Here is a 22,582-nt window from a genome sequence, read left to right on the forward strand (position 1 = left end):
GTCCGCCCTCAGGATTGGGGTTCGACCACACCCGCGCGGTAGACTGGACGAGGTTGAGAACACCGCCCGCTGCCGATCCGGGTCGCGGCGGTGTTTGTGTGACTGAGACCCGATCAGCAAAGGGAAACCCAGTGAGTGAACCCACCACCGGCGGCCGCGCGGTCGGTTCGGCGGCGCATGCCGTCGACGCCGGAAGCTACGACGCCAGCGCGATCACCGTTCTCGAGGGCCTGGAGGCGGTGCGCAAGCGGCCCGGCATGTATATCGGCTCCACCGGCGAGCGGGGCCTGCACCATCTGGTGCAGGAGGTCGTCGACAACTCCGTCGACGAGGCGCTGGCCGGCTACTGCGACACCATCGTGGTGCGGCTGCTCGACGAGGGCGGGGTGCAGGTGATCGACAACGGCCGCGGCATTCCGGTGGCCGAGCATCCGAAGGAGAAGATCTCGGCGCTCACCCTGGCCCTCACCGTGCTGCACGCCGGCGGCAAATTCGGCGATGGCGGCTACAAGGTGTCCGGCGGCCTGCACGGCGTCGGGGTGTCGGTGGTGAACGCCCTGTCGACCCATCTGACCGCCGAGGTGCGCCGCGATGGTTACCACTGGGCGCAGTCGTTCTCGCTGGGCGACCCGGACGCCCCGCTGCAGCGGCTTGAGCCGGCCGACGGAACCGGCACCACGATCACCTTTTACGCCAGCCCCGACATTTTCGAGACCACCACCTACAGCTACGAGACCCTGGCCACCCGGTTTCGCGAGATGGCGTTTCTCAACAAGGGTCTGACCATCAGCATCGTCGACGAGCGGTCGGATCGCCGTACCGACGACGAGGACGAGCCGCACAGTGACACGTTCCGGTTCGACGACGGCCTGATCGACTTCGTGAAATTCCTCACCGGCAGCAAAGAGACGATTCACCCCTCGGTGATTGCCATCGACGCGACCAGTGATGACGACCGGCTCAGCGTCGAGGTGGCGATGCAATGGAACGGTTCGTTCATCGAGAGCGTGCACACCTTCGCCAACACCATCAACACCCACGAGGGGGGCACCCACGAAGAGGGCTTCCGGGCTGCGCTGACCAACACGGTGAACCGCTGGGGCGAAACCTGGGGGCTGATCAAGAAGCGCGAAGACCGGGTCTCGGGCGACGACATCCGCGAGGGGCTCACCGCGATCATCAGCATCAAGCTGGCCGAGCCGCAGTTCGAGGGCCAGACCAAGACCAAGCTCGGCAACACCGAGGCTCGCTCGTTCGTGCAGAAGGTGGTCAATGATCTGCTCGGCGACTGGTTCGAGAAGAACCCGGCCGAGGGCCGCGACATCGTCCGCAAGGCCCAGGCTGCGGCGTCCGCCCGGCTCGCGGCCCGTAAGGCCCGCGATATCGCTCGTAGCCGCAAGGGGCTTCTCAAGACCGGGCAGTACGGCAAGCTGAGCGACTGTCAGTCGACCGAACCGGCCGAGTGTGAGGTGTTCATCGTCGAGGGCGATTCGGCCGGGGGTTCGGCCAAGGGCGGCCGCGACCCGCGCATTCAGGCCATTTTGCCGATTCGCGGCAAAATTTTGAACGTCGAGAAGGCACGGCTCGACAAAATCCTGCAGAACAGAGAGGTCGAGGCCATCATCAACGTGCTCGGCACCGGTGTGCAGGACGACTTCGACGTGCAGAAGCTGCGCTACCACAAGATCGTGCTGATGGCCGACGCCGACGTCGATGGTGCCCACATTCGCACCCTGTTGCTCACCCTGTTGTTCCGGTTCATGAAGCCGTTGATCGACCACGGCTACGTGTACCTGGCGCAACCTCCGCTGTACCGGCTGCGCTGGACCAACGCGCCGCACGAACTGGCCTACTCCGATGCCGAACGCGACGCCCTGCGCGACGCCGGCTTCGAGGCGGGCAAGAAGCTGCCGGCGCCGAACAACAACCCGATCCAGCGCTACAAGGGCCTGGGCGAGATGAACGCCGACGATCTGTGGGACACCACGATGGACCCGAGCAAGCGGTCGCTGCTGCAGGTCACTCTCGAAGACGCGGCGACCGCCGACAACATGTTCTCGATCCTGATGGGTGAGGAGGTGGAGCCCCGGCGGCACTTCATTCAGCGCAACGCCAAGGACGTCCGCTTCCTCGACATCTGATGCCCCGACGAATGGAGACTGACCGATGACTGACGGTCCCACCGGCGACGTCCCCGACGAGCCGGTCGAAGGCAACGCCGAGGCCGGCACCGTGCCCACCCAGGCCCGCACCGACGAGATCGACCTGAACGTCGAGATTCAGCGCTCCTACCTCGACTACGCGATGAGCGTGATCGTCGGACGAGCCCTGCCCGACGTGCGCGATGGCCTCAAGCCGGTGCACCGCCGGGTGCTGTACGCCATGTACGACGGTGGCTACCGCCCCGACCGGGGCTGGAACAAGTGCTCCCGCGTGGTCGGCGAGGTGATGGGCCTGTACCACCCGCACGGCGATTCGGCGATCTACGACACCTTGGTGCGGCTGGCCCAGCCGTGGGTGATGCGGGCCCCGCTGGTGGCCGGCCAGGGCAACTTCGGCTCGCCCGGCAACGACCCGGCCGCGGCCATGCGGTACACCGAATGCCGGATGGCACCGCTGGCCATGGAGATGGTGCGTGACATCACCGAAGACACCGTCGACTTCAGGCCCAACTACGACAACCGCGACACCGAGCCCACAGTGCTGCCGGCGCGTTTTCCGAACCTGCTGGTCAACGGCTCCACCGGCATCGCGGTCGGCATGGCCACCAACATTCCCACGCACAATCTGCGTGAGGTGGCCGAGGCCGTCCAGTGGTCGCTGGAGAACCCCGAGGCGTCCAAAGAAGAACTGCTTGAGGCCGCCATCGAGCGGATCAAGGGCCCGGACTTTCCGCTCGGTGCGCTGATCGTGGGCCGCAAGGGCATCGAGGACGCGTATCGCACCGGGCGCGGGTCGGTGATCATGCGGGCCGTGATCGACATCGAGGAAGACAAGCAGGGCCGCACGCTGCTGGTGATCACCGAGCTGCCCTACATGTGCAACCCCGACAACCTGGCCACCAAGATCGCTGAGCTGGTCAACGCCGGAAAACTCAGCGGCATCAGCGACATTCGCGACGACTCATCGGCCCGCACCGGCCAGCGGCTGGTGATCGTGCTCAAGCGCGACGCCCAGCCGCGGGTGGTGATGAACAACCTGTACAAGCACACGCAGTTGCAAGACACCTTCGGCTGCAACATGCTGGCCCTGGTCGACGAGGTGCCGCGCACCCTGCGACTCGACCAGTTCATCAGCTACTGGATCAAGCATCAGCTTCAAGTGATTCGGCGGCGCACCGCGTTCCGGCTGGCCGAGGCCGAGAAGATGGCGCACATCTACCGGGGCCTGGTGAAGGCCCTGGACGCCCTCGACGACGTGATCGCACTGATCCGGGCGTCCAGCGACGCCGAGACGGCGCGCACCGGCCTGATGGAGCTGCTGGCGATCGACGAGGCGCAGGCCAACGCGATTCTCGAAATGCAGTTGCGCCGGCTGGCGGCGCTGGAGCGTCAGAAGATCATCGACCGGCTGGCCGAGCTGGAGCGCACCATCGCCGATCTGCAAGACATTCTCGATCGGCCCGAGCGGCAGCGCAGGATCATCAGCGAAGAGCTCGCCGAGATCGTCGAGAAGTACGGCACCGACCGCCGCACCCGGATCATCTCGGCAGACGGCGACCTGTCGAACGAAGACCTGATCCCCGACGAAGACATGATCGTCACGATCACTCACGGCGGCTACGCCAAGCGCACCCGCACCGATGCCTACCGGGCGCAAAAGCGCGGTGGCAAGGGTGTTCGCGGGGCATCGCTGCGGGCTGACGACGAGGTGGAGCACCTGTTCGCTACCACCAACCACCACTGGATCCTGTTCTTCACCAACCTGGGGAGGGTGTACCGGGCCAAGGTGTGGCAGTTGCCGGAGGCCGGTCGCGACGCCAAGGGCGGCCATGTCGCCGGCTTGTTGTCGTTCCTGCCTGATGAGCACATCGCGCAGGTGCTCACCCTGCGCAGCTACACCGATGCGCCGTACCTGTTGCTGGCCACCCGACGCGGCCTGGTGAAGAAGACATCGCTGACCGCCTACGACTCACCGCGCCAGGCCGGTGTGATCGCGGTGGCCTTCCGCGACGACGACGACGAACTGATCGGCGCCGAGCTGTGCTCGTGGGCCGACGACGTGTTGCTGATCTCACGCAAGGGCCAGGCGATCCGGTTTCCGGCCAGCGACGAGTCGCTGCGTCCGATGGGCCGGGCCACCTCGGGCGTCGGAGGCATGAAATTCCGCTCGGGCGATTCGCTGCTCAGCATGGCGGTGATCGACGCCGATATGCCCGAGGACGACCGGTTCGTGTTCACTGTCACCGACGGTGGCTACGCCAAACGCACCACGGTGTCGCAATATCGTCCGCAAAGCCGTAACGGGCTGGGCATCAAGGCGATGAAGCTCAACGAAGACCGCGGTTCACTGGTCGGAGGCCTGGTCGTTCAAGAGAACGACGAGATCATGGCGATCAAGGTTTCGGGGCAGATCATCCGGTCGTCGGTGAGCGAGGTTCCGGCAAAGGGACGCGACACCATGGGGGTCAAATTCGTCGCGGTGAGCGGCGACGACTCGGTCTCGGTGATCGCGCTCTACCCCGAATCGGGCGCCGATGAGGAAGAATCGACCCAGGTGGTGGTGTCGGATTCCACGACGGGGTCGGATACGGTTGGGCCGAACGCGTCCGACGCACCGCAAGCCACCGACTGATCGAGGTCGAGGAGAACTATGAGCGACCAGCAGGGCAAGACCCGCACGTCCTCACCGGGCAATGTGTGGGGTTCTGCACCAGCCGGTGGGGGCGCATCGGATCTCTACCGTTCGGATGAGCGCCACGCCACCCCCGATTTCGAGGCGGCCGACGAGACGCGGGTGCAACCGGCGGTCACCGACCAGCAGCCAGCACCGACCCCCGCCCGTCCGGCTGTGGTGTCGTCGGGCCCGCGTTCGGTGAGCCGGCGCACCCGCAAGGCCCGGTTGCGGTTGTCGCGCATCGACCCGTGGTCGGTGATGAAGACGTCATTTCTGTTCTCGATCGCCTTCGGCATCATGTTCTGGTTCGCCACCTACGTGGTGTGGTCGGTGATCGGCGCCTCGGGGCTGTTCGACGCGGTGAACAGCATTCTGCAGAACCTGCTCAGCAACCCCAACGACCAGACGCAGATTCGCATCGAAGACTTCGTCAACACCAACAAGGTGCTGGGCATCGCGGCCCTGATCGCGGTGATCAACGTGGTGCTGCTCACCGCCATCGGCACCTTGACCGCGTTTCTGTACAACCTGTCGGCCAACATTCTGGGCGGCCTCGAACTGACTCTCGCCGAGGACTGACGACGTCGGTTCGATGCACCGATCGACCGGTGGTGATCGGTTTGCGTTGGCCGCCGCTTCCGGGGCCGCACAGGCCCGGGCCGGGGAGCGCTATCCACGGCCCGCACGGTGACCGCCTCAGCGCGTAAGGTAGCGGGGTCCCCCTAACTCTGTGACCGAAGGTGTGGAGTCATGACTGACCCGAATCGTCCGCAAGATCCCGGCCAGCCCAACAACCCGCAGGTGCCATCTGCGGGGAGCCCGTATGCTGCGCCGGGAAGCTACCCGGCACCCGGACAACAGCCGTACGGTCAGCCCGGGTTCGGAGAGCAGCCGATTCAAGGCTCGCCCGGTTATGGGCCGCAGGCTGGTTTTGGCCAACAACCTGCAGGTCAGCCGGGGTACGGGCAGCCCGGGTACGGGCAGCCGACGACACCGATCCAGGCTCCCGGTGCCGGCGCTGGCGCGCCGCCGCCGTCCGGCTGGGGTCAGGCGCCGGTGCCGCCAGGGCAACCAGCGGCCAAGTCGGGCAACAAGATGCCGCTGCTCATCGGCGGTGCCGTGATTCTCGTGATCGCCCTGATCGTGGGTTTGATGCAGATGTTCAACCGACAGGGTACGTCCGCCGGCACGACTCCCAGCGACGGGGCGACCGCCTCGCAGGGCAGCGGCGTCGGTGCCGGTACGGCCATGGAGGTGGTGCAGAAGTACTTCGACGGGCTCGCCGCATCTGACCCCGAGGCGATCTTCGCGCTCACGCGTGGCGACCTGCCTGACCGCACCTTCTTGACCAAAGAGGTGATGACGGCGGCCAGCCAGAGCGCGCCGATCACTGATGTGCAGCTCACCGAGACCAAGGCGTCGACGTACAGCTCTGAGGTCAGCGCCAGCTACACCATCAGCGGGCGCAGTCAGACGCAGAAGTTCCATGTGAGTTCGCGCGACAATGCGTGGTACCTGACCACGATCACCGAATCGCTGTACGTGAAGTCGCTGAGCCCGGCCGACATCGGACTCACCGTCAATGGCGTCGCGGTGCCGGACGTCGACTCCATCGATGTCTTTCCTGGCGGTTACACGCTGGGCACCACCAGCAAGGTCTTCGCGCTGAGCGACGACAAGATCGTGGTGGAATCACTGTCGTCGAGTTCCGACATCTACGACATCAAGGTTGGGCTGAGCGACGCTTCGCTCAAGGACTTCAAGGCGGCGACCACCGAGCTGGTGAACTCGTGCAAGAAGCCGGGCAGCTTGACCAGGGACGACTGCGGCATCCGGTTCCGTCAGCCGACCGGTGACAAGGCCAAGATCAGCACCATCGCCTGCAAAGCTTCGGGAACGAACTCGATCAACCGCCTGAAGCCGACCTTGGACACGTCCGACATGACGGTCTCGGCGTCGCTCAGCATTAGCTGGACCTGCACGATGAGCGGTAGCAAGGGTAAGTACCGTGGGTATGCCTCGCTGGTGCGGGTCTACGGCACCCTGTCGGACGACGGTACCTGGACGGTCAGCGGCGAGAAGCCGTAACGGCGGTGGTTCGGGCCGCCGCACCCAGGTGGCCCGAACCAGATCGCCGGTCGAGTTGAGCGGGTGCCGGGTGAGTAGGTAGTGTTACTTCTCGGTGTTCCCGCCAACGCGGGCCTATAGCTCAGATGGTTAGAGCGCCGCCCTGATAAGGCGGAGGTCACTGGTTCAAGTCCAGTTAGGCCCACCATTTCAGACGTACTAGAACCGCTGATATCGGAAAGTACGTCACCCGCCACCCCAACCAGGGCAGCCCAACGCCGCCGAGCCATGGCACAGGCGGTAGGCGGGGACCCTCGGGGTATGGCTGAGGTGATCCTTGACGATCAGAGGTCGTGCGGGTCATCGTCACAGAAACACCGCGTCGAGCAGCCCTGACTCCTCGATGCCGGGACTTCCCCCATCGCGCGCCCCGCGCCGTAGAATTTCCTCATGACCCCGACGCTCGCGGACTACATCGCAGAAGGCAAGCGCCTGTCTGCCGATGAGCGCGAGATCGCCGCGCTCGCGCTCCAGCACGTCGACGACGATCAGCAGGCGGAGATCGACGCCGCCTGGGACGACGAGATCGACAGCCGCGCCGAGGAAATCCTCACCGGCAAGGTCGAGTTGGTCGACGGCGAGGAGACACAGCGCATGGTCCGCGAGATGCTCGTGGAGCGGCGCAAGCGGTGACGATGCTTTCTTGGCGCGAGCACCCGGCTGCTCGTGCGGAATTGATCGACGCCGTTGAGTGGTATGAGGGACGGCAACCTGGCCTTGGTGAGCGGTTCAATGATGAGCGCATGGAACACCTCGCGTTCGCCCGCGTGTGGCCGGACGCCGCGCCTCCATACCGCGGCCGCCAACGGCACCCGCTCATTCGACGCAAGAGCGTCGAGGGCTTCCCCCTATGGGATCGTCTACTTCGTACGCGATGACGAGGTGATCGTCGTCGCTTATGCCCACGAGAAGCGCCGTCCGGGGTACTGGCGAAGCCGCCTCCAAGACCTCTGAACGCTCACCACAAAATCACCCCGACAGCGGGACCCAAGGTCCGAGAGCGGGTATGTCCGCGCCTTGCTCACATAGAAGGTGTCCGTCGAGCAACGATCAACCAAGTCGTTGATGAAGCTAGGGGTCTTTGCATAGCCGGGCATCTGAACCTCCTCGTGGTTCACGTTGCCGCCACTGGGGGCGCTCGGTCCTCGGCGCCGCCGCGCTTGCGAGACCGATGGTAGTAGGATAGCATGATTCATGCAAGGGGTGATTAACCCATGATGACTAGATAAGTGGATGCGATAGCGTAAACTTGGCCATGTTGTTCTGGGTGAGGTGGAGCGTTTGCGTGTCGTCTTCGAAGATGATGATCTTCGGCGTCTGGCCGAAGATGCGTCCTATGCGCCACGGCGCTGGGGTGCAGACATCATCAAGGCGTACCGGAAGAAGATCCAGGTACTGCTTGCGGCCACTGATGAACGAGACCTATATGCGATGCGTTCCCTCCGGTCGGAGCAACTCAAGGGCAACCGGGCCGGAACCTCATCCATCCGCCTGAACGACCAGTTCAGGCTCATCATCAAGTTCGAAACGGATGACGACGGCCGGATGGTCATCGTCATCGAGATGGTTGATTACCACTGAAGGAGAGTGACGATCATGAGTACGCCGATGGCTGCCGAGGTGTTCCCGGCCGGGGAACACCTGGCTGACGAACTCGACGCGCGCGGCTGGACTCAGGCCGACTTTGCGGAGATTTTGGGACGACCGGCACAGTTCGTCTCCGAGATCATCTCCGGCAAGAAGGAGATCACTCGCGAGTCCGCCGCGCAGATCGCGGCCGCGCTCGGAACGAGCGCAGAGTTCTGGCTCAAGCTTCAGGACTCTTACCTCCTCTGGAAGCAAGCACAGGACTCGCGCACCAGGGAAAGCCTTGACGCCGTAAAGACCCGCGCCAGGTTGCGTGAGTTAGTACCGGTCACCTTGCTGAGAAAGCGTGGTTTCATCACCGCCTCTGATCCAGATGGGCAATCGAAAGAGGTCCTTCGCCTCTTTGGGATGCAGAGCCTTGATGAAGAGCTGACGGTCAGATTCGCCGCCAGGCGAAGCAACACAGACGAGTCCGTGACGGTGCTTCAGCAAGCCTGGGTCGCGTGCGTCAAGGCCAGTGCGCGTGAGCTGCAGGTTGCGCCGTACTCTCGTGATCGTCTTCGAGGGTTGGCTGAGCAACTCTCGGAACGGGCGCGCAACCCGGAGGAGTTCGCTGCCTTCCAAGCGTTTTTCGCGGAGGTTGGGGTGAAGCTGATCTACGTTGAAGCGTTCCCCGGAGGGAAGCTCGATGGGTGTGCGCTGATCGTCGATGAGACCCCGGTGATCGGCATCTCGGGCCGATGGAAGCGGCTAGACAAAGTGCTCTTCACAATCCTCCACGAAGCCGCCCATGTTCTGCTGGGCCACGTCTCAGAGGACGGGGGAGTCATCATTGATGACCTATCTGAAGAGAGCGGGGACGAGGAAACGGAAGCCGATCAGCTTGCTGGAGAACTGGCTATCTCGGGACCGCTCCCCGTTGTTCCCGAACGGCCGAGTGTGACCTGGGCGCAGACGGAGGCGGACGCCTTGGGTGTGCATCCGATCACGCTGATCGGCAGGCTTCAGAACGATGGCCTGCTGTCCTGGAAAACTACGCTCGTTCGCGACGCGCCCAACGTTACCGATCAGCTCGAACGATGGACGGCACTCGTCCCAGCCTGAACGTTCTCATCGCGTCTTCTCCTAGACCCCACCATTTCAGACCTACTCGAACCGCTGACAGTGGACAAGCCGAAGAACTGTCGCAACCGATCACCAGGGCACCCCGCACCATCAGATCTTCACGTCTTCTGCGTGGGAGTCGAGCACCCACGGCAAGTAAGTTAATGAGTTAAGATACGTGCCGTGGATCTGGCCTACGAACTGCACGACCTCGTTCGCACTCTCGACCGAGAGGCAGAACGAATCCTTCGACCCGAGGGGCTCAGCTACCACCGCTACGTCGCGCTGATCGTCATCGCGGAGCACCCTGGCGTGACCGGTCGTCAGCTCTCAGGCGCTCTCGGCGTGACGGAGGCGGCCGTCAGCGGCATTGTCCGTGCCCTGATCCGGGATGGCAGTGTTGACAACGTCGCCGAGGCTGGAACCGGCAACGTGCGTCACCTGCGCATCACCGCGCAAGGCGAGACGCTCCGCCAGCGATGCGCGACACTCCTCGGTTCATCGCTCGACAACAACGCCCGCGCAATTCAGATCGATCCGGCAGCGCTCGCCCGAACGATCCGTTCGCTGCACGACGAACTCCGCTCCACGCACAGGAGCACCGACAGCGAAAAGAGAGAACCATGACTGCCGCCATAGCGGCCATCACGTTTGCGCTGAGTGTCGCCCGCCTTGCGATGTTCATCGCAGTCCACTTCTCTCGCAGTGGGTACAACCCGGTCAGACATGCTGTCAGCGACTACGCCGTCGGTAAGACCCGTGCACTGAGTTCCGCCATGACGTGGACGTCCGCTGGGATGTGGGCCGCACTCGCCCTTGCCGTCGGCATCGGTTTGCCCGAATGGGAGGACACCACGTTCGTCGTCGTCTGTCTGACAGTGCTTGCCCTGGTCTTCCTCGTCATGCCCCTGCTGCCAACCGATCTGGAGGGCACGCCAGCCACGAGGATCGGTCGGCTCCATCTCCTGGCCGCCATCCTCTGGTTCGCGCTCAGCTATGCATGCATGGGCAACTTCGTTCGTCTCATGCACCAGGGGTTCGTCGGAACCCTTCTCTCGATCCTTTCGTGGGTCAGTCTCATCTCGCTCATCGCACTCGTTGCCGCATTGGTCATCCGACCACTCCGAAGCTGGGCGTTCGGCATCTCGGAACGTGTTTTCATCCTGTCGGTGAGCTTGTTCTACACCTTCGTCGCCCTCCAAATCGTCCTCTGGTGACGGTAACGGCGCAGGTTCGCGCCGACGGTTCGCTGGCGGTCGCCTTCCACTCGGGCAACGCTTGCGGGCTGCCACCTGAAGGGATACAGACGTGCAAGTGGCATCAGGGCACTCAACGCTAGTCCGAGAATGGATCCCGGCCAGGCGCGGCAGCCCCGGCGGAGCCGAGAGGGTCTGGTGCGGCGGGTTGGATGGTGACTGTGTAGCCGAGGGCTTCGAGGCCTCGGATGTGGCTGCGATGTTTGGCGGTGGTCGGGACGCGCCGGTACCTGGCGCCCAGTGGCGAACGGCTCGCGGAGCCGGATCGGTGCTCTTTCGTCTTGGCTCTTGTCGATGCCGTGGGTCAGGGTTTGATGTGCGAGTCGCGTGCCTCGGTTCGGAGGGTAGAAGCTGGCGCAGTCAACGTGCAGGCTGAGCGGCAGGGTCATGGTTGGCGAGCCTGTCTGGGCTTCCACTACGCAGCAAGAGGAGCACGACGAGGAGTGCGACCGCGATGAGGATGAGGCCGTTGACGGCTATCGTCGTGGCCAGCCCGGTGCGGAGTGCCGCTGTTGAGGCGGAGTCGGTGCTGGTGACAGTGAGCGTCAGCGCGAGGATCGAGGCCATGAGCGGGGTGCCGAGGGCGATGCCGACTTGCTGGCTGGTCGTGGCCAGTCCGGTAGCGAGGCCTTGTTCGTTGTCGGGAAGGCCGGAGCTAGACATGGCGGTGTAGCCGATGATGCTGCCGATGTGTCCGAGGCCCGCGATGATGCGTCCAGCGATGATGATCGCGACGGCCCAGGCACTGGCCCCGGCGAAGGCGATCACGATCATTCCGATGCCTTGCAGGGTGAGCGCCGCGATGACGAGGGTGCGCAGCCCGAAGATGCCGATGAGTTTCGGGATGAAGTTCGCGACGGTGATCGACACAACTCCGACGACAGCGATGACGATCCCGCTGAGCAGGGCGTTCAGCGACAGGACATCCTGCAAGTAGAGGGTGAGGAGGTAAGTCGCGGAGGACATCATCGAGAACGTGGTGAGGCCGGTGAGGTTGCCGACTGCGATGGTGCGGCGGCGCAGGATACTGAGTGTGACGAGGGGATGTGCGGCGTGTAGCTCACGCCAGGCGAAGAGTGCCCCAAGGATCACGGCGGCAGCGAGCCACGGGTAGGGCTGCCAGGTGCCGAGTCCGTGGTCGCCTGCGACGGTGAGGCCGAACACGAGTGCGGTGAGCGCGATGCTGATGAGGATCGCGCCGGGCCAGTCCAGGCGTGGCTTCGTGTCGGGGCGGTTTGCGGGGAACAGGGTCGGCGTGACGATGAGAACGACGAGCGTGATGGGCAGGTTGATCCAGAACGCGGCTCGCCAGCTGATGCCGGTGGTGAGGATGCCGCCGAGGAGTGCGCCGACGGTGAATCCCGCGGCGATGAGCGCGCCGTTGATGCCCAGGGCTCGCGTGCGGCGTGGGCCTTCCTCGAACGAGGTCGTCAGCAGCGACAGTGCGGTCGGCGCGACCGCTGCCGCGCCGAAGCCCTGCACGACTCGGCCGGTGAGGAGCACGGCGGCGGTCGGGGCGACGCCGCCGATGATGGAACCGATGCCGAGCAGCGAGATTCCGATCATGAACAGGCGGCGGCGTCCGATGAGGTCGCCAAGCCTGCCGAACAGAAGCCCGAACCCGGCGGCAGGGAGCGCGAACGCGGTGATGACCCATTGCAGGGCGGTCGTGTCGAGGCCGACGTCGCGTCCGATCTGCGGGAGGGCGATGTTCAGGACGGAGAAATCGACGGCGAGGGTGAAGCTCGCGGACAGGAGAACGATGAGTTTCCAGCGTTCACTCGTCGTCAGTGTGGTGGATACGGCATCAGTCATGGGTGGTCATGCTTTCGGTCGAGCGGGCAGCGTGTGGTTCAGGCGGGTTCGTGGATGAAAACGGTCTTGCCGACCGTGCGCCCTTCACGGAGCGCGGCGATGATGCGGGGTGCCTCCTGGATCGGAGCCCGTTCGCCGACATGCACGCGCACGTCACCGGAGGCGACGAGCGTGAGGGCGCGGCGCAGGTAGGTGCCGACGAGTTCGGGGTTCTCGGCGGCGAGGGCTCCGAGGTTGAAGCCGAGGATGCTGGTGCCGGTGAACCAGAGCGTGTTGCTGCTGATCTGCTGATCGCCCGCCTGAGCCGCATCGCCGACCGCGAGCAGCCTGCCGCCGAGTGCGAGGAGGCCGATGCTGGTGAGTCGTCCGGGGCCGGACACCGGGTCGGCGATCACGTCGAACTGCCCGCCCTTAGCCGTGGCGAGGTCGTCGCGCAGCCAGACCTCGTCGTAGCCGAGGTCGAGCGCGGCGTGCCGCTTCGCCTCGCTGCCGACGACGCCGACCACGCGGGCCGCGCCGAGAAGCTTCGCGATCTGCCCGAACTGCGATCCGAGGCCGCCCGCTGCCGCGTGCACGAGGATCTGCTCGCCGGGCTGGAGCCTGGCGAGGCGTTCGAGCACGAGCAGCGCGGTCGTCGTATTCGACGGCACCACCGACGCATACCCGGCATCCATCCCGAGCGGGAGTGGGGTGACGAGTGCAGCGTTCGTGACCGCGACCTGCCCGTATCCGCCCCCGCCGTTGATCGTGAGCGCCGCGACCCGATCACCGACCGCGACACCGGTAGCGCCCGCGCCGAGCGCCTTGATCCGCCCCACCGCCTCGATGCCCGGCACCCACGGGAGCGGGTTCGGCACGAGCCCGTCGGCGAACAGCGCCTCGACGTAGTTCGCGCCCGCGAACTCCACCGTCAGTGCCACCTGGCCGGCGCCGGGCACGGGTTCGGGGAAGTCGCCGTAGCTGAGCCCACCTGCTCCGTCGTAGCTCGTGATCTGAATCGCCTTCATGATGTTCCTCCACATCTATGATCAGTGTCCTGTATAGTAGCAGGGAACTGATAGACATTCGGAGGTTGATATGGAAGCGCGGACGATCGGAACCACAGGCACGCGGGTATCCCCGCTGGGGCTGGGCTGCATGGGTATGAGCTGGGGATACGCGGAATCAGGGCGTGATGACGCCGCGTCGATCCGGGTGATCCGGGAAGCGCTCGATGCGGGCGTGCAGCTCATCGACACCGCTCGCGTCTACGGCGACGGCCACAACGAACGCCTCGTCGGCGACGCGATCCGAGGGCGTCGCGGCGACGTTGTGATCGCGTCCAAGGGTGGCATGACCGTCGACCTCGCCAGCAGGCGGATGCGTCGCGACGGCCGTCCGGAAGCGCTACGTCAGCATGTCGAAGACGGACTGACCCATCTCGGTGTCGACCGGATCGACCTCTACTACCTCCACCGCATCGACCCGAACGTGCCACTCGCCGAGAGCTGGGGAGCCCTCGCCAACCTCGTTGCCGAGGGCAAACTTGGATCCCTCGGACTCTCCGAAGTGACCATCGGCCAGGCCGAGACTGCGCACGCGATCCACCCCGTCGCTGCGATCCAGTCCGAACTCTCGGTCTGGACGCGCGACCCGATCACCGGCGGCACCGCAGCAGGTGGCGACTTCGCCGGAGGCGGCAGCAGCGCGGGTGGCAACCTGCTTCACTGGACACGCGAGCACGACGTTGCGTTCGTGCCGTTCGCCCCACTCGGGCGCGGCTACCTCACAGGCACCCTCGACCCCGGAACGTTCGAAGCGAGCGACTTCCGCACCGCGAGCCCTCGGTTCACCGCTGAAGCCTTCGCGCACAATCAGACGATCAGTGACACCGTGGCCGGGATCGCTGAGGCGCACTGTGCCACGTCGGCCCAGGTTGCACTCTCCTGGCTTCTCGGGCTGGGCGAGCACATCATCCCCATCCCCGGCACCCGCAAAAGCGCGCACCTGCGCGACAACCTCGGTGCGCTCGAGCTGCTCCTCACAGACGATGAACGACAGACCCTCGACACGCTTCCCGCGCCGAGCGGCAGCCGCTACTGACCATGCCCGTCCGGCGAGAGTGCCAGGGGTCTGAATCACAGGCTCGTTATCCTAATGAGGTGCCTGACACTGTTCCCGAACCGTTCCGCCTGCCTGCCCCGCGTCGCGGTGAGGACGAGTTCGCCGCCGACCTCGACGCGCGGATCGGCTCGCACATCAAAACGGCAGAACAAGCCCTCATGGCCGCGAAGTCCGATGCGCTCCGAGCCTTCGACCTCACCGTTGCGCAATACGCCGCGCTCGTCGCGCTGTACTACGTGCCCGGCCAGTCGTCGGCCCAGCTCGCCCGCAACGCGGCAGTGACCCCGCAAACCATGGCGCAGGTACTCGGCAAACTCGAACAGAAACAGCTCATCGAGCGCGTACCGTCCAAGCTGCACAACAAAGTGCTCGTCACCACGCTCACCCCCGCAGGCGAAGAACTCGCCCTCCGCGCCGATGTGGAAACACGCAGCATCGAACAGCGCCTCGCCAACACCTACACCGAGCACGAACGCCACCTGCTGCGCGACCTCCTCGATCGCGCAACCCATACGCTCAGAGACAACGAGTAGCGCCCCGGCCTCGCAATGGCGCGGCGCTGATCAAGGCAACCCCTCGCTGGTTGAGTTCGTCGAAACCCCTAGTGAGAGCATTCTGTTTGAGGTCTCGCGACGTGGGAGACTCAACGGTTCGTCGGTCAGCATTCGAGCACGCTAATGGGGCCGCGCTGCGCGGGTGCCTGCCTCGGAGTAGCGCCGAAGGCAGGTCGCTACTTGTCGGTTCCGGTGTTGCGTTCGACCCAGTCGCGTAGCTGCTTCAACGGTGCAGCGGCGCTGTGCCCGAGGTCGGTGAGTTCGTACTCCACACGGGCGGGAACCTCGGGGTAGACGGTGCGCGTGAGCAGCCCGTGGTCTTCGAGGCGTTTGAGCGTCTGCGAGAGCATTTTGGGGCTGATGCCCTCCAGGCGTCGTTTGAGTTGCCCGTTGCGTTGTGGCCCGTCCGCGAGTGCGCCGATGGCCAGGGCACTCCATTTGTTGGCCAGTAGGTCGAGCATGTCGCGGCACGGGCACATGGCCGCATACACGTCGTTGCGTTTGCACTCGTCCACGATCTGACTCACACCTTAATGGTACCCGATAGGTACTAGATGTTCTTGACGGTAACCAGTATGCGCAAGGAACCATTGATCTCATGACGACGACGACTGCTATTGGATACGACAAGAACCTGCCCGCCACCGACCCCGAGGCGTTCCTCACCCGCGAGGTCGAGGTGCCCACACTCGGACCGCACGACCTGTTGGTCGAGGTCGAGGCGGTGTCGGTGAACCCGGTCGATGTCAAACTGCGGGCCGGTGCTCCCTCTGGCGGGTTCAGGGTGCTCGGTTTTGATGCCGCGGGCACGGTTCGTGAGGTTGGGTCGGCGGTGTCGCTGTTCGCGCCGGGTGACGAGGTGTTCTACGCGGGCAGCATCGACCGGCCCGGCACGAACCAGCGTCTGCATGTCGTGGACGAGAGGATCACCGGCCGCAAGCCGCAGACGCTCTCGATGGCCGACGCCGCGGCCCTGCCGTTGACTGCGATCACCGCTTGGGAGACGTTGTTTGACCGGTTCGCCCTCACCGAGGAATCGACCGGAACGTTGCTGGTGATCGGCGCGACGGGCGGGGTCGGGTCGATCATGCTCGCACTGGCCGAAGTGCTCCTGCCGCACGTCACGGTGATCGCCACGGCTTCCGATGCTGAGCGCGCCGCGTGGGTGCGCAGTCTCGGGGCGGAGCACGTTGTGAACCACCGCGACGCTCTGGCCGCGCACGTGTTCGCGGTCGCGCCGGACGGGGTGGACTGGCTGTTCACCGCGCATTCCGAAGGCCAGGTCGAGAGCTATGCGCAGATCGTGCGGCCGTTCGGGCACATCGTGGCGATCGACGACGGGCCGCGCGACGTGTTCCCGCTCAAGGGCAAGAGCATCGCCTGGCACTGGGAACTCATGTTCACCCGCCCGCTGCGGCAGACCCCCGACCTGATCGAGCAGCGCCATCTCTTGAACGCGGTCGCTGACCTCGTGGATCAGGGCCGGATTCGGCCGACGACCACGACGAGGCTCACCCCGATCTCTGCCGCCACGCTGCGCGAAGCGCACGAACTGGTCGAGAGCGGACGGACGGTCGGGAAGGTTGTCATCCACGAGTGGGCGTAGCAGCACGCTGGCGGAGCAGGCTGTCAGATGGTGGCATCCCACTCGCGACGGTTCGCCGTGATCTGTGCACGATTGGCTTGGGCCCATTCAGCCACCGACCGCAGCGGCACCGTGAGCGAACTGCCGAGGTCGGTGAGGGAATACTTGACCCGAGGGGGCCTGGTACTCAACACCGACGCCAACGGTTCGGTGTGAGTCGACCAGCGTCAGGACGTCCGGCGACCGAGTTGCTCGTCCATCACCCGCCGGGCCAGCAGGCTGAGCTCGCGCCAGTGCGGGTCGGTGGCACCGGCGTCCACCTGGTCGGCGAAGGCGAGCACCTCGTGCACCATGGTGTCGGCCGGGCCCACCGGCGGGCCGTCCAGCAGCACGGTCTCGCGGCCACCGCGCTCGTGCAGCACCACGCGTGACAGTTCTCCCGGGTCGTCGAAGCTCAGCGAGGCGTCCTCGCCGGTGATTGTCGAGGGGCCCAGCCCCGAGGCGACCTTCGAGTACGCGAGATCGACGACCAGGGTGCGGTAGTCGAGCAAGAGGCTGCCGCCGGCCTCGAAGCCGTTGCTCAGCCACAGGCTCGCGCCGACCGTGCGCAGCGGTGCGCCGAACAGGTCGAGTGCGGGTTGCAGGCAGTAGACGCCGATGTCGGCCAGCGCCGAGTTGCCCAGGGCCGGGTCGAACGCGTTCAGCGTCACGCCCGCCCTGAACCGGTCGTAACGCGAGGAGTACTGCAGCTTCTCGAAGCGGGCGTGCCGCAGTGTGCCGAGCCGGGGGAGTGCCTCGCGCAGCAGGCGGTGGGCCGGGGTGTGCACGTTGCGCATGGCCTCCATCGCCACCACGCCGGCGCGTTCAGCGGCTGCGAAGATGCTCTGCACCTGCGGCAGCGAGGTGCCCATGGTCTTCTCCACCAGCACATGCCGGCCGGCCTCGGCGGCCAGCACCGCCTGCTCGCGGTGCAGTGCGTTGGGGCTGGCGATGTACACCGCGTCGACGGCCTGCGCCATCGCGGCCAGGTCGTCGAACGCCCGCGGGGCGCCGATGCGGTCTGCGAAATCCCTGGCGCGGGTCAGCTCGCGCGAGCACACCGCGACGGCTTCGGCTCGTCCGCCGGTGGCGCGGCATGCCCCCGCGAACCACTCGCTGATCACATTGGTGCCGACGACCCCGAACTGGAGCATGTTAGGCAACCTGACCAGGAACGGGTGCCACGGCCTTGGCGGCCCTGCATAGCTGGAAGCCGGCGCCGAACCCGATCAGCGTGGTGGACGAGCGCCTCGTCAGTTCCATGACACTCACTCCTCTCGTGAGTGACGGCGCTTGTGGGGGCCACCCGGTGGCGCGCCGTGCCGTCCGGGCACGTTCACCTTCTCACGCCCTCCCTGGCTGCGGCGCTGACCGGTCGGGGAGCGAGTGTGGAGTGCCGAAACGTTCGCGCAGCGTGCGCCGCGGCCCGCCATACCCGACTCCGGCGGCGGCACCCTAGACTGGCAACTCCAACACCGGATCTCCGGTGCCCCCAGCAGCAAGGAGCGTGCCGGTGCCCTGGTTCGACGTGATCGCCTGGACTCTCCAGACGATCATGGTGATCGGCGGCGTCTACGGGCTGTACCACGTGATCGTGGGGCTCAACGCGTTCGGCGAGTTGAAGCTGCCCGAACCCAAGCCCGGTGAGCCGCAGCATCGCTTCGCGATTCTGGTGTGCGCCAAGAACGAGTCCAGTGTGATCGACCAGTTGTTGATCACCGTGGAGAACCTCGATTACCCCCGCGAGCTCTACGACGTGTTCGTGGTGGCCGACAACTGCACCGACGACACCGCCGAGATCTGCCGCAAGGCCGGCGCCTACGTCTACGAGCGCACCGACGCCAAGCGCAAGGGCAAGGGCTTCGCGATGAAGTGGTTCTTCGAGCGCTTCCTGGTCGAACATGCCGGGGCCTACGACGCGTGCGTGGTGTTCGACGCCGACAACGTGGTCGAGGTCGGCTTTCTGACCGCGCTCAACACCCGGTTCAACGCCGGCGAGACCATCGTGGTGGGGTACCGCACCGGGAAGAACCCGTCGTCCTCGTGGGTGGCCGGCTGCAGCACCTTGTACTGGCTGTTGCAGACCCGCTTCTTTCACCTGCCCCGCAACCGGTTCGGCTGGTCGCTGTTCTCGGTCAGCGGCACCGGCTTCGGCTTTCTGCTGTCTGTTCTCGACGGCAAGGGGTGGAACACCCTGACCCAGTGCGAAGACATCGAGTTCACCCTCAACGCGATCGCGGACGGTCATCGCGCCGTTCTCGAACCCCGGGCGGTGTTCTTCGACGAGCAGCCGCAGGGGCTGTGGACGTCCATCAAACAGCGCTACCGGTGGGCCCTGGGCGGGGTGCAGATAGTGCCGATCTGTACCCCCCGGCTGTGGCGTCGGGTTCGTTCCGGGGATCGTCGCGCCATCGACGGCCTGATCTACAGCGTCGGCTTGCTGGTTTCGGCGATTGCCGGCTGGTCGGGCATGGCATTCGGTCTGCTGCTGGCGGCTCGCACCGGGCGGTGGGATCTGATGGTGTTGACGGCAGGAGCTTTCGGCCTGTTCTCGTACGTGTTCACCGGCCTGTTCGGCTGGGTCACCGTGCTGCTCGAAGACGCCCGCTGGCCGGGCATGTGGAAGACCGTGGTGCTGTTCCCGCTTCATCTGGGCATCTGGTGGGTGCTGATGCTGGTGGCCCTGGTGTATCGCGATTCCACCTGGCACGACATTCCCCACACGGTGCGGTTGAGCCTGTCCGAGATCGAGGCCGAGCACCACACCGGACGGCTGCTCCCGCTGAACCGTCCACTGCGCGACCGGCCCAAGCCTGAGCTGCGCCCCGAAGACTGAGGTTCACTCAGGCCTGTCGGGTCGTCGGCCCGATTGATTGCTGGGCTGCTATTGGATGATCGAAACCCCTTGCCGGGGGAACATATTCGCGGTCTCGACAAGCTCGATCGGCGAAACCAGCGCGACCCTAGAGGTCGGCGTCGGCGAGCATACGTGACACCGACAGACCAAGTACCTCGGCCAGCCCGACCAGAGTGGACAATCGCGGGTTCGACGATCCGGTGGCGTCGCGCCGTCCTGACGAGCGGCCGGCCTCGATCAACTGAAGCTGATTCTTGGTGATGCCCGCGCGAAACGCGAGGGACTCTTGTGACAGCCCTCGCTCTTCGCGCAACCGCCTCAGCGTTGCGCCGAGCTGTTTCGCGCTCGGCTCGGACCAGGGCACCCAGCCATCGTGCAGAGACGGCCTGTAATACAACACCCTTTATATCAGGCCTTTCAGATATGGTTAGGTGGCCATCTCTCATCGAAGGAGTTCTAAAACATGAAGGCTTTGGTTGCCGCTCTATCGGGCGCTGCCCTTCTCGTCGGTTGTTCTGCGGGCACCTCGGGTGCGCCACAGTCGGCCAGCAGTGCGTCCAGTACCAAGTCGACGGCCTCGTCACCTGCCGAGCAGGAGGTCGAGCAAAAGGGCCTGGTTCTGCAGAAGGGCTGGAAGGTGCAGCGCAGCTACGGTTACGCCAAGGTCGTGGGCATCGTCAAGAACCACGGCGATGCCATTGAGACCTATGCGCAAGTCACCTTCAAGTCGTATGACAAGAAGGGCAACAACCTCGGCGACTGTCTTGCCAACACCAACAGCATCGACGCCAACGGAACCTGGAAGTTCGAAGCGGCGTGCCTGAAGACCGGGGTTGCCAAGGTGAAGTTCAAGGAGGTGACCGGAGCCTGAAGCACTGCCCTACCGACGCAGGGTTCGTGAACGGCTCAGGCAGCCGATGCCTGCCACTCCCACACGGTGCCGGGGCGGCCACGGCCCAGCACGACTCGTTTGTTGCTGACGGTCAAGCCGCGCAGCGCGGCCAGCCGGCGGTTCAGGTTGCCACGGTCGGGCGCTATTCCGCTGAGCGTGTGGGTGATGCCGACGGCCGCAGAAACGGGGAACGCCGGGCCGGTCAGGGCGCGGGTGAACTCCAGGTCGCGCCACAGCATGTCGACCAATAGCGGACGGCACTCGAACAGCATCACGTTGTGGTCGAAGGCGAGGTTGACGACGTCGTCGAAGCCGTACCAGTCGGCGTCACCGTCACCGACCGCCCACATGGCGACCGAAAGGGAGTAGCCGCGTGGGTCGCGGTTGGGCTCGTCGAAGACCGTCAACTGACCCAGGGCGGACACGTCGAAGCCCACCTTGGTGGTGACGGCGCGGTGGGCGGCAGCAGCCAGGCGCTCGCCCTCTTGCAACAGCACGCCGGGCAGGGCCGGTTTGCCGAGGAACGGTTCGCTGGTGCGTGGCTTGGTGGCCATCTCGACCCGGCGCAGTCGCGGGTTGTAGCGCAGTGCGATCACGTCCACCGACACCAGTGAACCGGGGTTGGCCATCTGTTCGCTCTTCTCGACGTCGGGCTGAGAAACTTCATTAGTCTGGTTGACTATAACGCTGGTTGACTATAACGGTTGTCGAGACAGCGTTCTAGAGAGGCGCTGATCTTTCGCTGGTCGAGCTCGTCGACGCCCCCGATATACCCTTTTGGCAAGGGGTTTCTGAGTGGTTCAACCGGGCGGTGGTTGTGCTGGTTGGTGCTTTTCACAAGGGATGGCTCGCCGGTGAACTCGCGGCGGCAACATGGAACGGCACGTCTTTGACCTGTGCGTGAAGCCCGGCGCGGCCCGTTCGGATCGCATGTGGCATAGTCCACCCGTGCGTGCCGTTCTTGCTCGGATCGATCCGGTGTGGATGGTGTTGATCGGCATCGCCTCGGTGCAACTGGGCGCGGCCTTCGCCAAGGATCTGTTCGCCAGCACCACGCCCACCGCGACGGCCTGGCTGCGGCTCTGCTTCGCCGCGCTGATCTTTCTCACCTTCGCCCGGCCGCGGGTGCGGGGGCGCCGGGCTCGGGAGTGGTGGACGGTGGGCGCCTACGGGGTGGCGCTCGCGGGAATGAACTGGGCGATCTATGAGAGTTTCGCGCGCATTCCGATCGGAGTGGCCGTCACGGTGGAGTTTCTGGGGCCGCTAGTCGTGGCAGTGTTCGGTTCACGTCGGTTTCGCGATCTGCTCTGGGTGAGCCTGGCCGCGGTGGGGGTGGTGCTGCTCGGCCTGCAGCCGATCGACCCGGACTGGATCGGTCTCGGCCTGGCGCTGCTGGCCGGTGCCCTGTGGGCCGGCTACATTCTGTTGGCCGGGCCCACCGGCCGGGTCTTCGAAGGGGTGTCGGGGGTCACCGTGGCCAGCCTGATCGGGGCGGTGCTGCTGTCGGGGCCGGCCCTGCTGCTGGGGTCTCCGGCGTTTAATCCGCAGGTGTTCGGGGTGGCGCTGGCGGTCGGATTGTTGTCGTCGGTGATTCCCTACGGGCTCGAGATGGTGGCACTGCGGCGCATCGCGCCCGGGCTGTTCGGCATTCTGATGAGCCTGGAGCCGGCTGCCGCCGCGCTGTTCGCGCTCCTGGTGCTGGGCGAGGGGTTGAGGCTGATCGAGATTTTCGCCATGGCGTGCGTGGTGGTGGCCAGTGTGGGCGCGACCTGCTCGCGCCGGGCGTGTGAGCCGGCTTTGATCGACTGACGGGCTACATCACCGAAT

Annotated in this window: 22 protein-coding genes and 1 tRNA gene; 16 read left to right on the forward strand and 7 right to left on the reverse strand. The window is 65.3% G+C overall.

The window, feature by feature from the left end:
• Positions 1 to 131: 131 nt before the first annotated feature.
• The 10 genes from gyrB (at position 132) to QM721_RS01985 (ending at position 10,871) form a co-directional block, all read left to right on the forward strand.
• Positions 132 to 2,141: a DNA topoisomerase (ATP-hydrolyzing) subunit B gene (gyrB, locus tag QM721_RS01940; protein WP_415118441.1), complete on the forward strand. Its 2,010-nt coding sequence runs from the start codon at positions 132 to 134 to the stop codon at positions 2,139 to 2,141.
• 25 nt (positions 2,142 to 2,166) lie between these two features.
• Complete coding sequence (gyrA, locus tag QM721_RS01945; RefSeq protein ID WP_415118443.1) at positions 2,167 to 4,794, forward strand: DNA gyrase subunit A; 2,628 nt, start codon at positions 2,167 to 2,169, stop codon at positions 4,792 to 4,794.
• An 18-nt stretch (positions 4,795 to 4,812) separates the two neighbouring features.
• Entirely contained in the window at positions 4,813 to 5,415 is a 603-nt protein-coding gene (locus QM721_RS01950) for a DUF3566 domain-containing protein (RefSeq protein WP_415118444.1), read from the forward strand.
• 171 nt (positions 5,416 to 5,586) lie between these two features.
• A complete protein-coding gene (locus QM721_RS01955; RefSeq protein WP_415118446.1) occupies positions 5,587 to 6,924 on the forward strand; it encodes a hypothetical protein in 1,338 nt (445 codons plus the stop codon).
• Positions 6,925 to 7,034: 110 nt separating this feature from the next.
• A tRNA-Ile gene (locus QM721_RS01960) sits at positions 7,035 to 7,111 on the forward strand.
• Between the two features lie 242 nt (positions 7,112 to 7,353).
• Positions 7,354 to 7,596, forward strand: a complete 243-nt coding sequence (locus QM721_RS01965; protein WP_415118448.1) for an addiction module protein — start codon at positions 7,354 to 7,356, stop codon at positions 7,594 to 7,596.
• A 639-nt stretch (positions 7,597 to 8,235) separates the two neighbouring features.
• Complete coding sequence (locus QM721_RS01970) at positions 8,236 to 8,544, forward strand: type II toxin-antitoxin system RelE/ParE family toxin (RefSeq protein WP_415118450.1); 309 nt, start codon at positions 8,236 to 8,238, stop codon at positions 8,542 to 8,544.
• A 15-nt stretch (positions 8,545 to 8,559) separates the two neighbouring features.
• Positions 8,560 to 9,654 (forward strand): HigA family addiction module antitoxin, encoded by a 1,095-nt coding sequence (locus QM721_RS01975; RefSeq protein ID WP_415118452.1) that lies wholly within the window; start codon positions 8,560 to 8,562, stop codon positions 9,652 to 9,654.
• A gap of 183 nt (positions 9,655 to 9,837) precedes the next feature.
• On the forward strand, positions 9,838 to 10,281 hold the full coding sequence (locus QM721_RS01980; RefSeq protein ID WP_415118454.1) for a MarR family winged helix-turn-helix transcriptional regulator: 444 nt from the start codon (positions 9,838 to 9,840) through the stop codon (positions 10,279 to 10,281).
• Entirely contained in the window at positions 10,278 to 10,871 is a 594-nt protein-coding gene (locus QM721_RS01985) for a DUF998 domain-containing protein (RefSeq protein WP_415118456.1), read from the forward strand. Before QM721_RS01980 ends, QM721_RS01985 begins: the two co-directional genes overlap by 4 nt.
• A gap of 399 nt (positions 10,872 to 11,270) precedes the next feature.
• Here the strand turns inward: QM721_RS01985 and QM721_RS01990 are convergent, their stop codons facing one another.
• Both QM721_RS01990 and QM721_RS01995 read right to left on the reverse strand, forming a co-directional pair.
• Entirely contained in the window at positions 11,271 to 12,725 is a 1,455-nt protein-coding gene (locus QM721_RS01990; RefSeq protein WP_415118458.1) for an MFS transporter, read from the reverse strand.
• A 38-nt stretch (positions 12,726 to 12,763) separates the two neighbouring features.
• On the reverse strand, positions 12,764 to 13,732 hold the full coding sequence (locus QM721_RS01995) for a quinone oxidoreductase family protein (protein WP_415118460.1): 969 nt from the start codon (positions 13,730 to 13,732) through the stop codon (positions 12,764 to 12,766).
• Positions 13,733 to 13,802: 70 nt separating this feature from the next.
• On the opposite strand from QM721_RS01995, the gene QM721_RS02000 reads away from it, so the two are divergent.
• Both QM721_RS02000 and QM721_RS02005 read left to right on the forward strand, forming a co-directional pair.
• The gene (locus QM721_RS02000; protein ID WP_415118462.1) at positions 13,803 to 14,807 is read left to right on the forward strand and encodes an aldo/keto reductase; all 1,005 of its coding nucleotides are present in this window, start codon (positions 13,803 to 13,805) and stop codon (positions 14,805 to 14,807) included.
• A gap of 59 nt (positions 14,808 to 14,866) precedes the next feature.
• Positions 14,867 to 15,361: a MarR family winged helix-turn-helix transcriptional regulator gene (locus tag QM721_RS02005; protein ID WP_415118464.1), complete on the forward strand. Its 495-nt coding sequence runs from the start codon at positions 14,867 to 14,869 to the stop codon at positions 15,359 to 15,361.
• A 197-nt stretch (positions 15,362 to 15,558) separates the two neighbouring features.
• Here QM721_RS02005 and QM721_RS02010 read toward each other — a convergent pair whose 3' ends face one another.
• Positions 15,559 to 15,909, reverse strand: coding sequence for a winged helix-turn-helix transcriptional regulator (locus tag QM721_RS02010; protein WP_415118466.1), 351 nt, complete (start codon positions 15,907 to 15,909; stop codon positions 15,559 to 15,561).
• Between the two features lie 71 nt (positions 15,910 to 15,980).
• Between QM721_RS02010 and QM721_RS02015 the strand changes: the two genes are divergently transcribed.
• Positions 15,981 to 16,988 (forward strand): zinc-binding alcohol dehydrogenase family protein, encoded by a 1,008-nt coding sequence (locus QM721_RS02015; protein ID WP_415118468.1) that lies wholly within the window; start codon positions 15,981 to 15,983, stop codon positions 16,986 to 16,988.
• A gap of 23 nt (positions 16,989 to 17,011) precedes the next feature.
• Here QM721_RS02015 and QM721_RS02020 read toward each other — a convergent pair whose 3' ends face one another.
• Both QM721_RS02020 and QM721_RS02025 read right to left on the reverse strand, forming a co-directional pair.
• Positions 17,012 to 17,161, reverse strand: a complete 150-nt coding sequence (locus QM721_RS02020) for a winged helix-turn-helix transcriptional regulator (protein WP_415118470.1) — start codon at positions 17,159 to 17,161, stop codon at positions 17,012 to 17,014.
• Positions 17,162 to 17,194: 33 nt separating this feature from the next.
• Positions 17,195 to 18,160, reverse strand: coding sequence for a Gfo/Idh/MocA family protein (locus tag QM721_RS02025; protein ID WP_415118472.1), 966 nt, complete (start codon positions 18,158 to 18,160; stop codon positions 17,195 to 17,197).
• Between the two features lie 359 nt (positions 18,161 to 18,519).
• On the opposite strand from QM721_RS02025, the gene QM721_RS02030 reads away from it, so the two are divergent.
• A complete protein-coding gene (locus tag QM721_RS02030) occupies positions 18,520 to 19,842 on the forward strand; it encodes a glycosyltransferase family 2 protein (RefSeq protein ID WP_415118474.1) in 1,323 nt (440 codons plus the stop codon).
• A gap of 127 nt (positions 19,843 to 19,969) precedes the next feature.
• On the opposite strand, the gene QM721_RS02035 is transcribed toward QM721_RS02030, so the two are convergent.
• Complete coding sequence (locus QM721_RS02035) at positions 19,970 to 20,227, reverse strand: helix-turn-helix domain-containing protein (protein ID WP_415118476.1); 258 nt, start codon at positions 20,225 to 20,227, stop codon at positions 19,970 to 19,972.
• 99 nt (positions 20,228 to 20,326) lie between these two features.
• Here QM721_RS02035 and QM721_RS02040 point away from each other — a divergent pair, with 99 nt between their 5' ends.
• Positions 20,327 to 20,734, forward strand: a complete 408-nt coding sequence (locus tag QM721_RS02040) for an FxLYD domain-containing protein (protein WP_415118478.1) — start codon at positions 20,327 to 20,329, stop codon at positions 20,732 to 20,734.
• A 35-nt stretch (positions 20,735 to 20,769) separates the two neighbouring features.
• On the opposite strand, the gene QM721_RS02045 is transcribed toward QM721_RS02040, so the two are convergent.
• On the reverse strand, positions 20,770 to 21,384 hold the full coding sequence (locus QM721_RS02045; RefSeq protein ID WP_415118480.1) for an NUDIX hydrolase: 615 nt from the start codon (positions 21,382 to 21,384) through the stop codon (positions 20,770 to 20,772).
• Between the two features lie 319 nt (positions 21,385 to 21,703).
• Between QM721_RS02045 and QM721_RS02050 the strand changes: the two genes are divergently transcribed.
• Entirely contained in the window at positions 21,704 to 22,564 is an 861-nt protein-coding gene (locus QM721_RS02050) for an EamA family transporter (protein ID WP_415118482.1), read from the forward strand.
• Positions 22,565 to 22,582: the final 18 nt, after the last annotated feature.

Origin of the sequence: Micropruina sp. (assembly GCF_047602085.1) — a bacterium.
Lineage (GTDB): Bacteria > Actinomycetota > Actinomycetes > Propionibacteriales > Propionibacteriaceae > Micropruina.

Excerpts from the sequence above, each read along its gene's own strand:
- gyrA (WP_415118443.1), top strand. The coding sequence starts at position 2,167 with ATGACTGACGGTCCCACCGGCGACGTCCCCGACGAGCCGGTCGAAGGC.
- QM721_RS01950 (WP_415118444.1), top strand. The coding sequence starts at position 4,813 with ATGAGCGACCAGCAGGGCAAGACCCGCACGTCCTCACCGGGCAATGTG.
- QM721_RS01955 (WP_415118446.1), top strand. The coding sequence starts at position 5,587 with ATGACTGACCCGAATCGTCCGCAAGATCCCGGCCAGCCCAACAACCCG.
- QM721_RS01965 (WP_415118448.1), top strand. The coding sequence starts at position 7,354 with ATGACCCCGACGCTCGCGGACTACATCGCAGAAGGCAAGCGCCTGTCT.
- QM721_RS01975 (WP_415118452.1), top strand. The coding sequence starts at position 8,560 with ATGAGTACGCCGATGGCTGCCGAGGTGTTCCCGGCCGGGGAACACCTG.
- QM721_RS01985 (WP_415118456.1), top strand. The coding sequence starts at position 10,278 with ATGACTGCCGCCATAGCGGCCATCACGTTTGCGCTGAGTGTCGCCCGC.
- QM721_RS01990 (WP_415118458.1), bottom strand. The coding sequence starts at position 12,725 with ATGACTGATGCCGTATCCACCACACTGACGACGAGTGAACGCTGGAAA.
- QM721_RS01995 (WP_415118460.1), bottom strand. The coding sequence starts at position 13,732 with ATGAAGGCGATTCAGATCACGAGCTACGACGGAGCAGGTGGGCTCAGC.
- QM721_RS02000 (WP_415118462.1), top strand. The coding sequence starts at position 13,803 with ATGGAAGCGCGGACGATCGGAACCACAGGCACGCGGGTATCCCCGCTG.
- QM721_RS02015 (WP_415118468.1), top strand. The coding sequence starts at position 15,981 with ATGACGACGACGACTGCTATTGGATACGACAAGAACCTGCCCGCCACC.
- QM721_RS02025 (WP_415118472.1), bottom strand. The coding sequence starts at position 18,160 with ATGCTCCAGTTCGGGGTCGTCGGCACCAATGTGATCAGCGAGTGGTTC.
- QM721_RS02040 (WP_415118478.1), top strand. The coding sequence starts at position 20,327 with ATGAAGGCTTTGGTTGCCGCTCTATCGGGCGCTGCCCTTCTCGTCGGT.
- QM721_RS02045 (WP_415118480.1), bottom strand. The coding sequence starts at position 21,384 with ATGGCCAACCCCGGTTCACTGGTGTCGGTGGACGTGATCGCACTGCGC.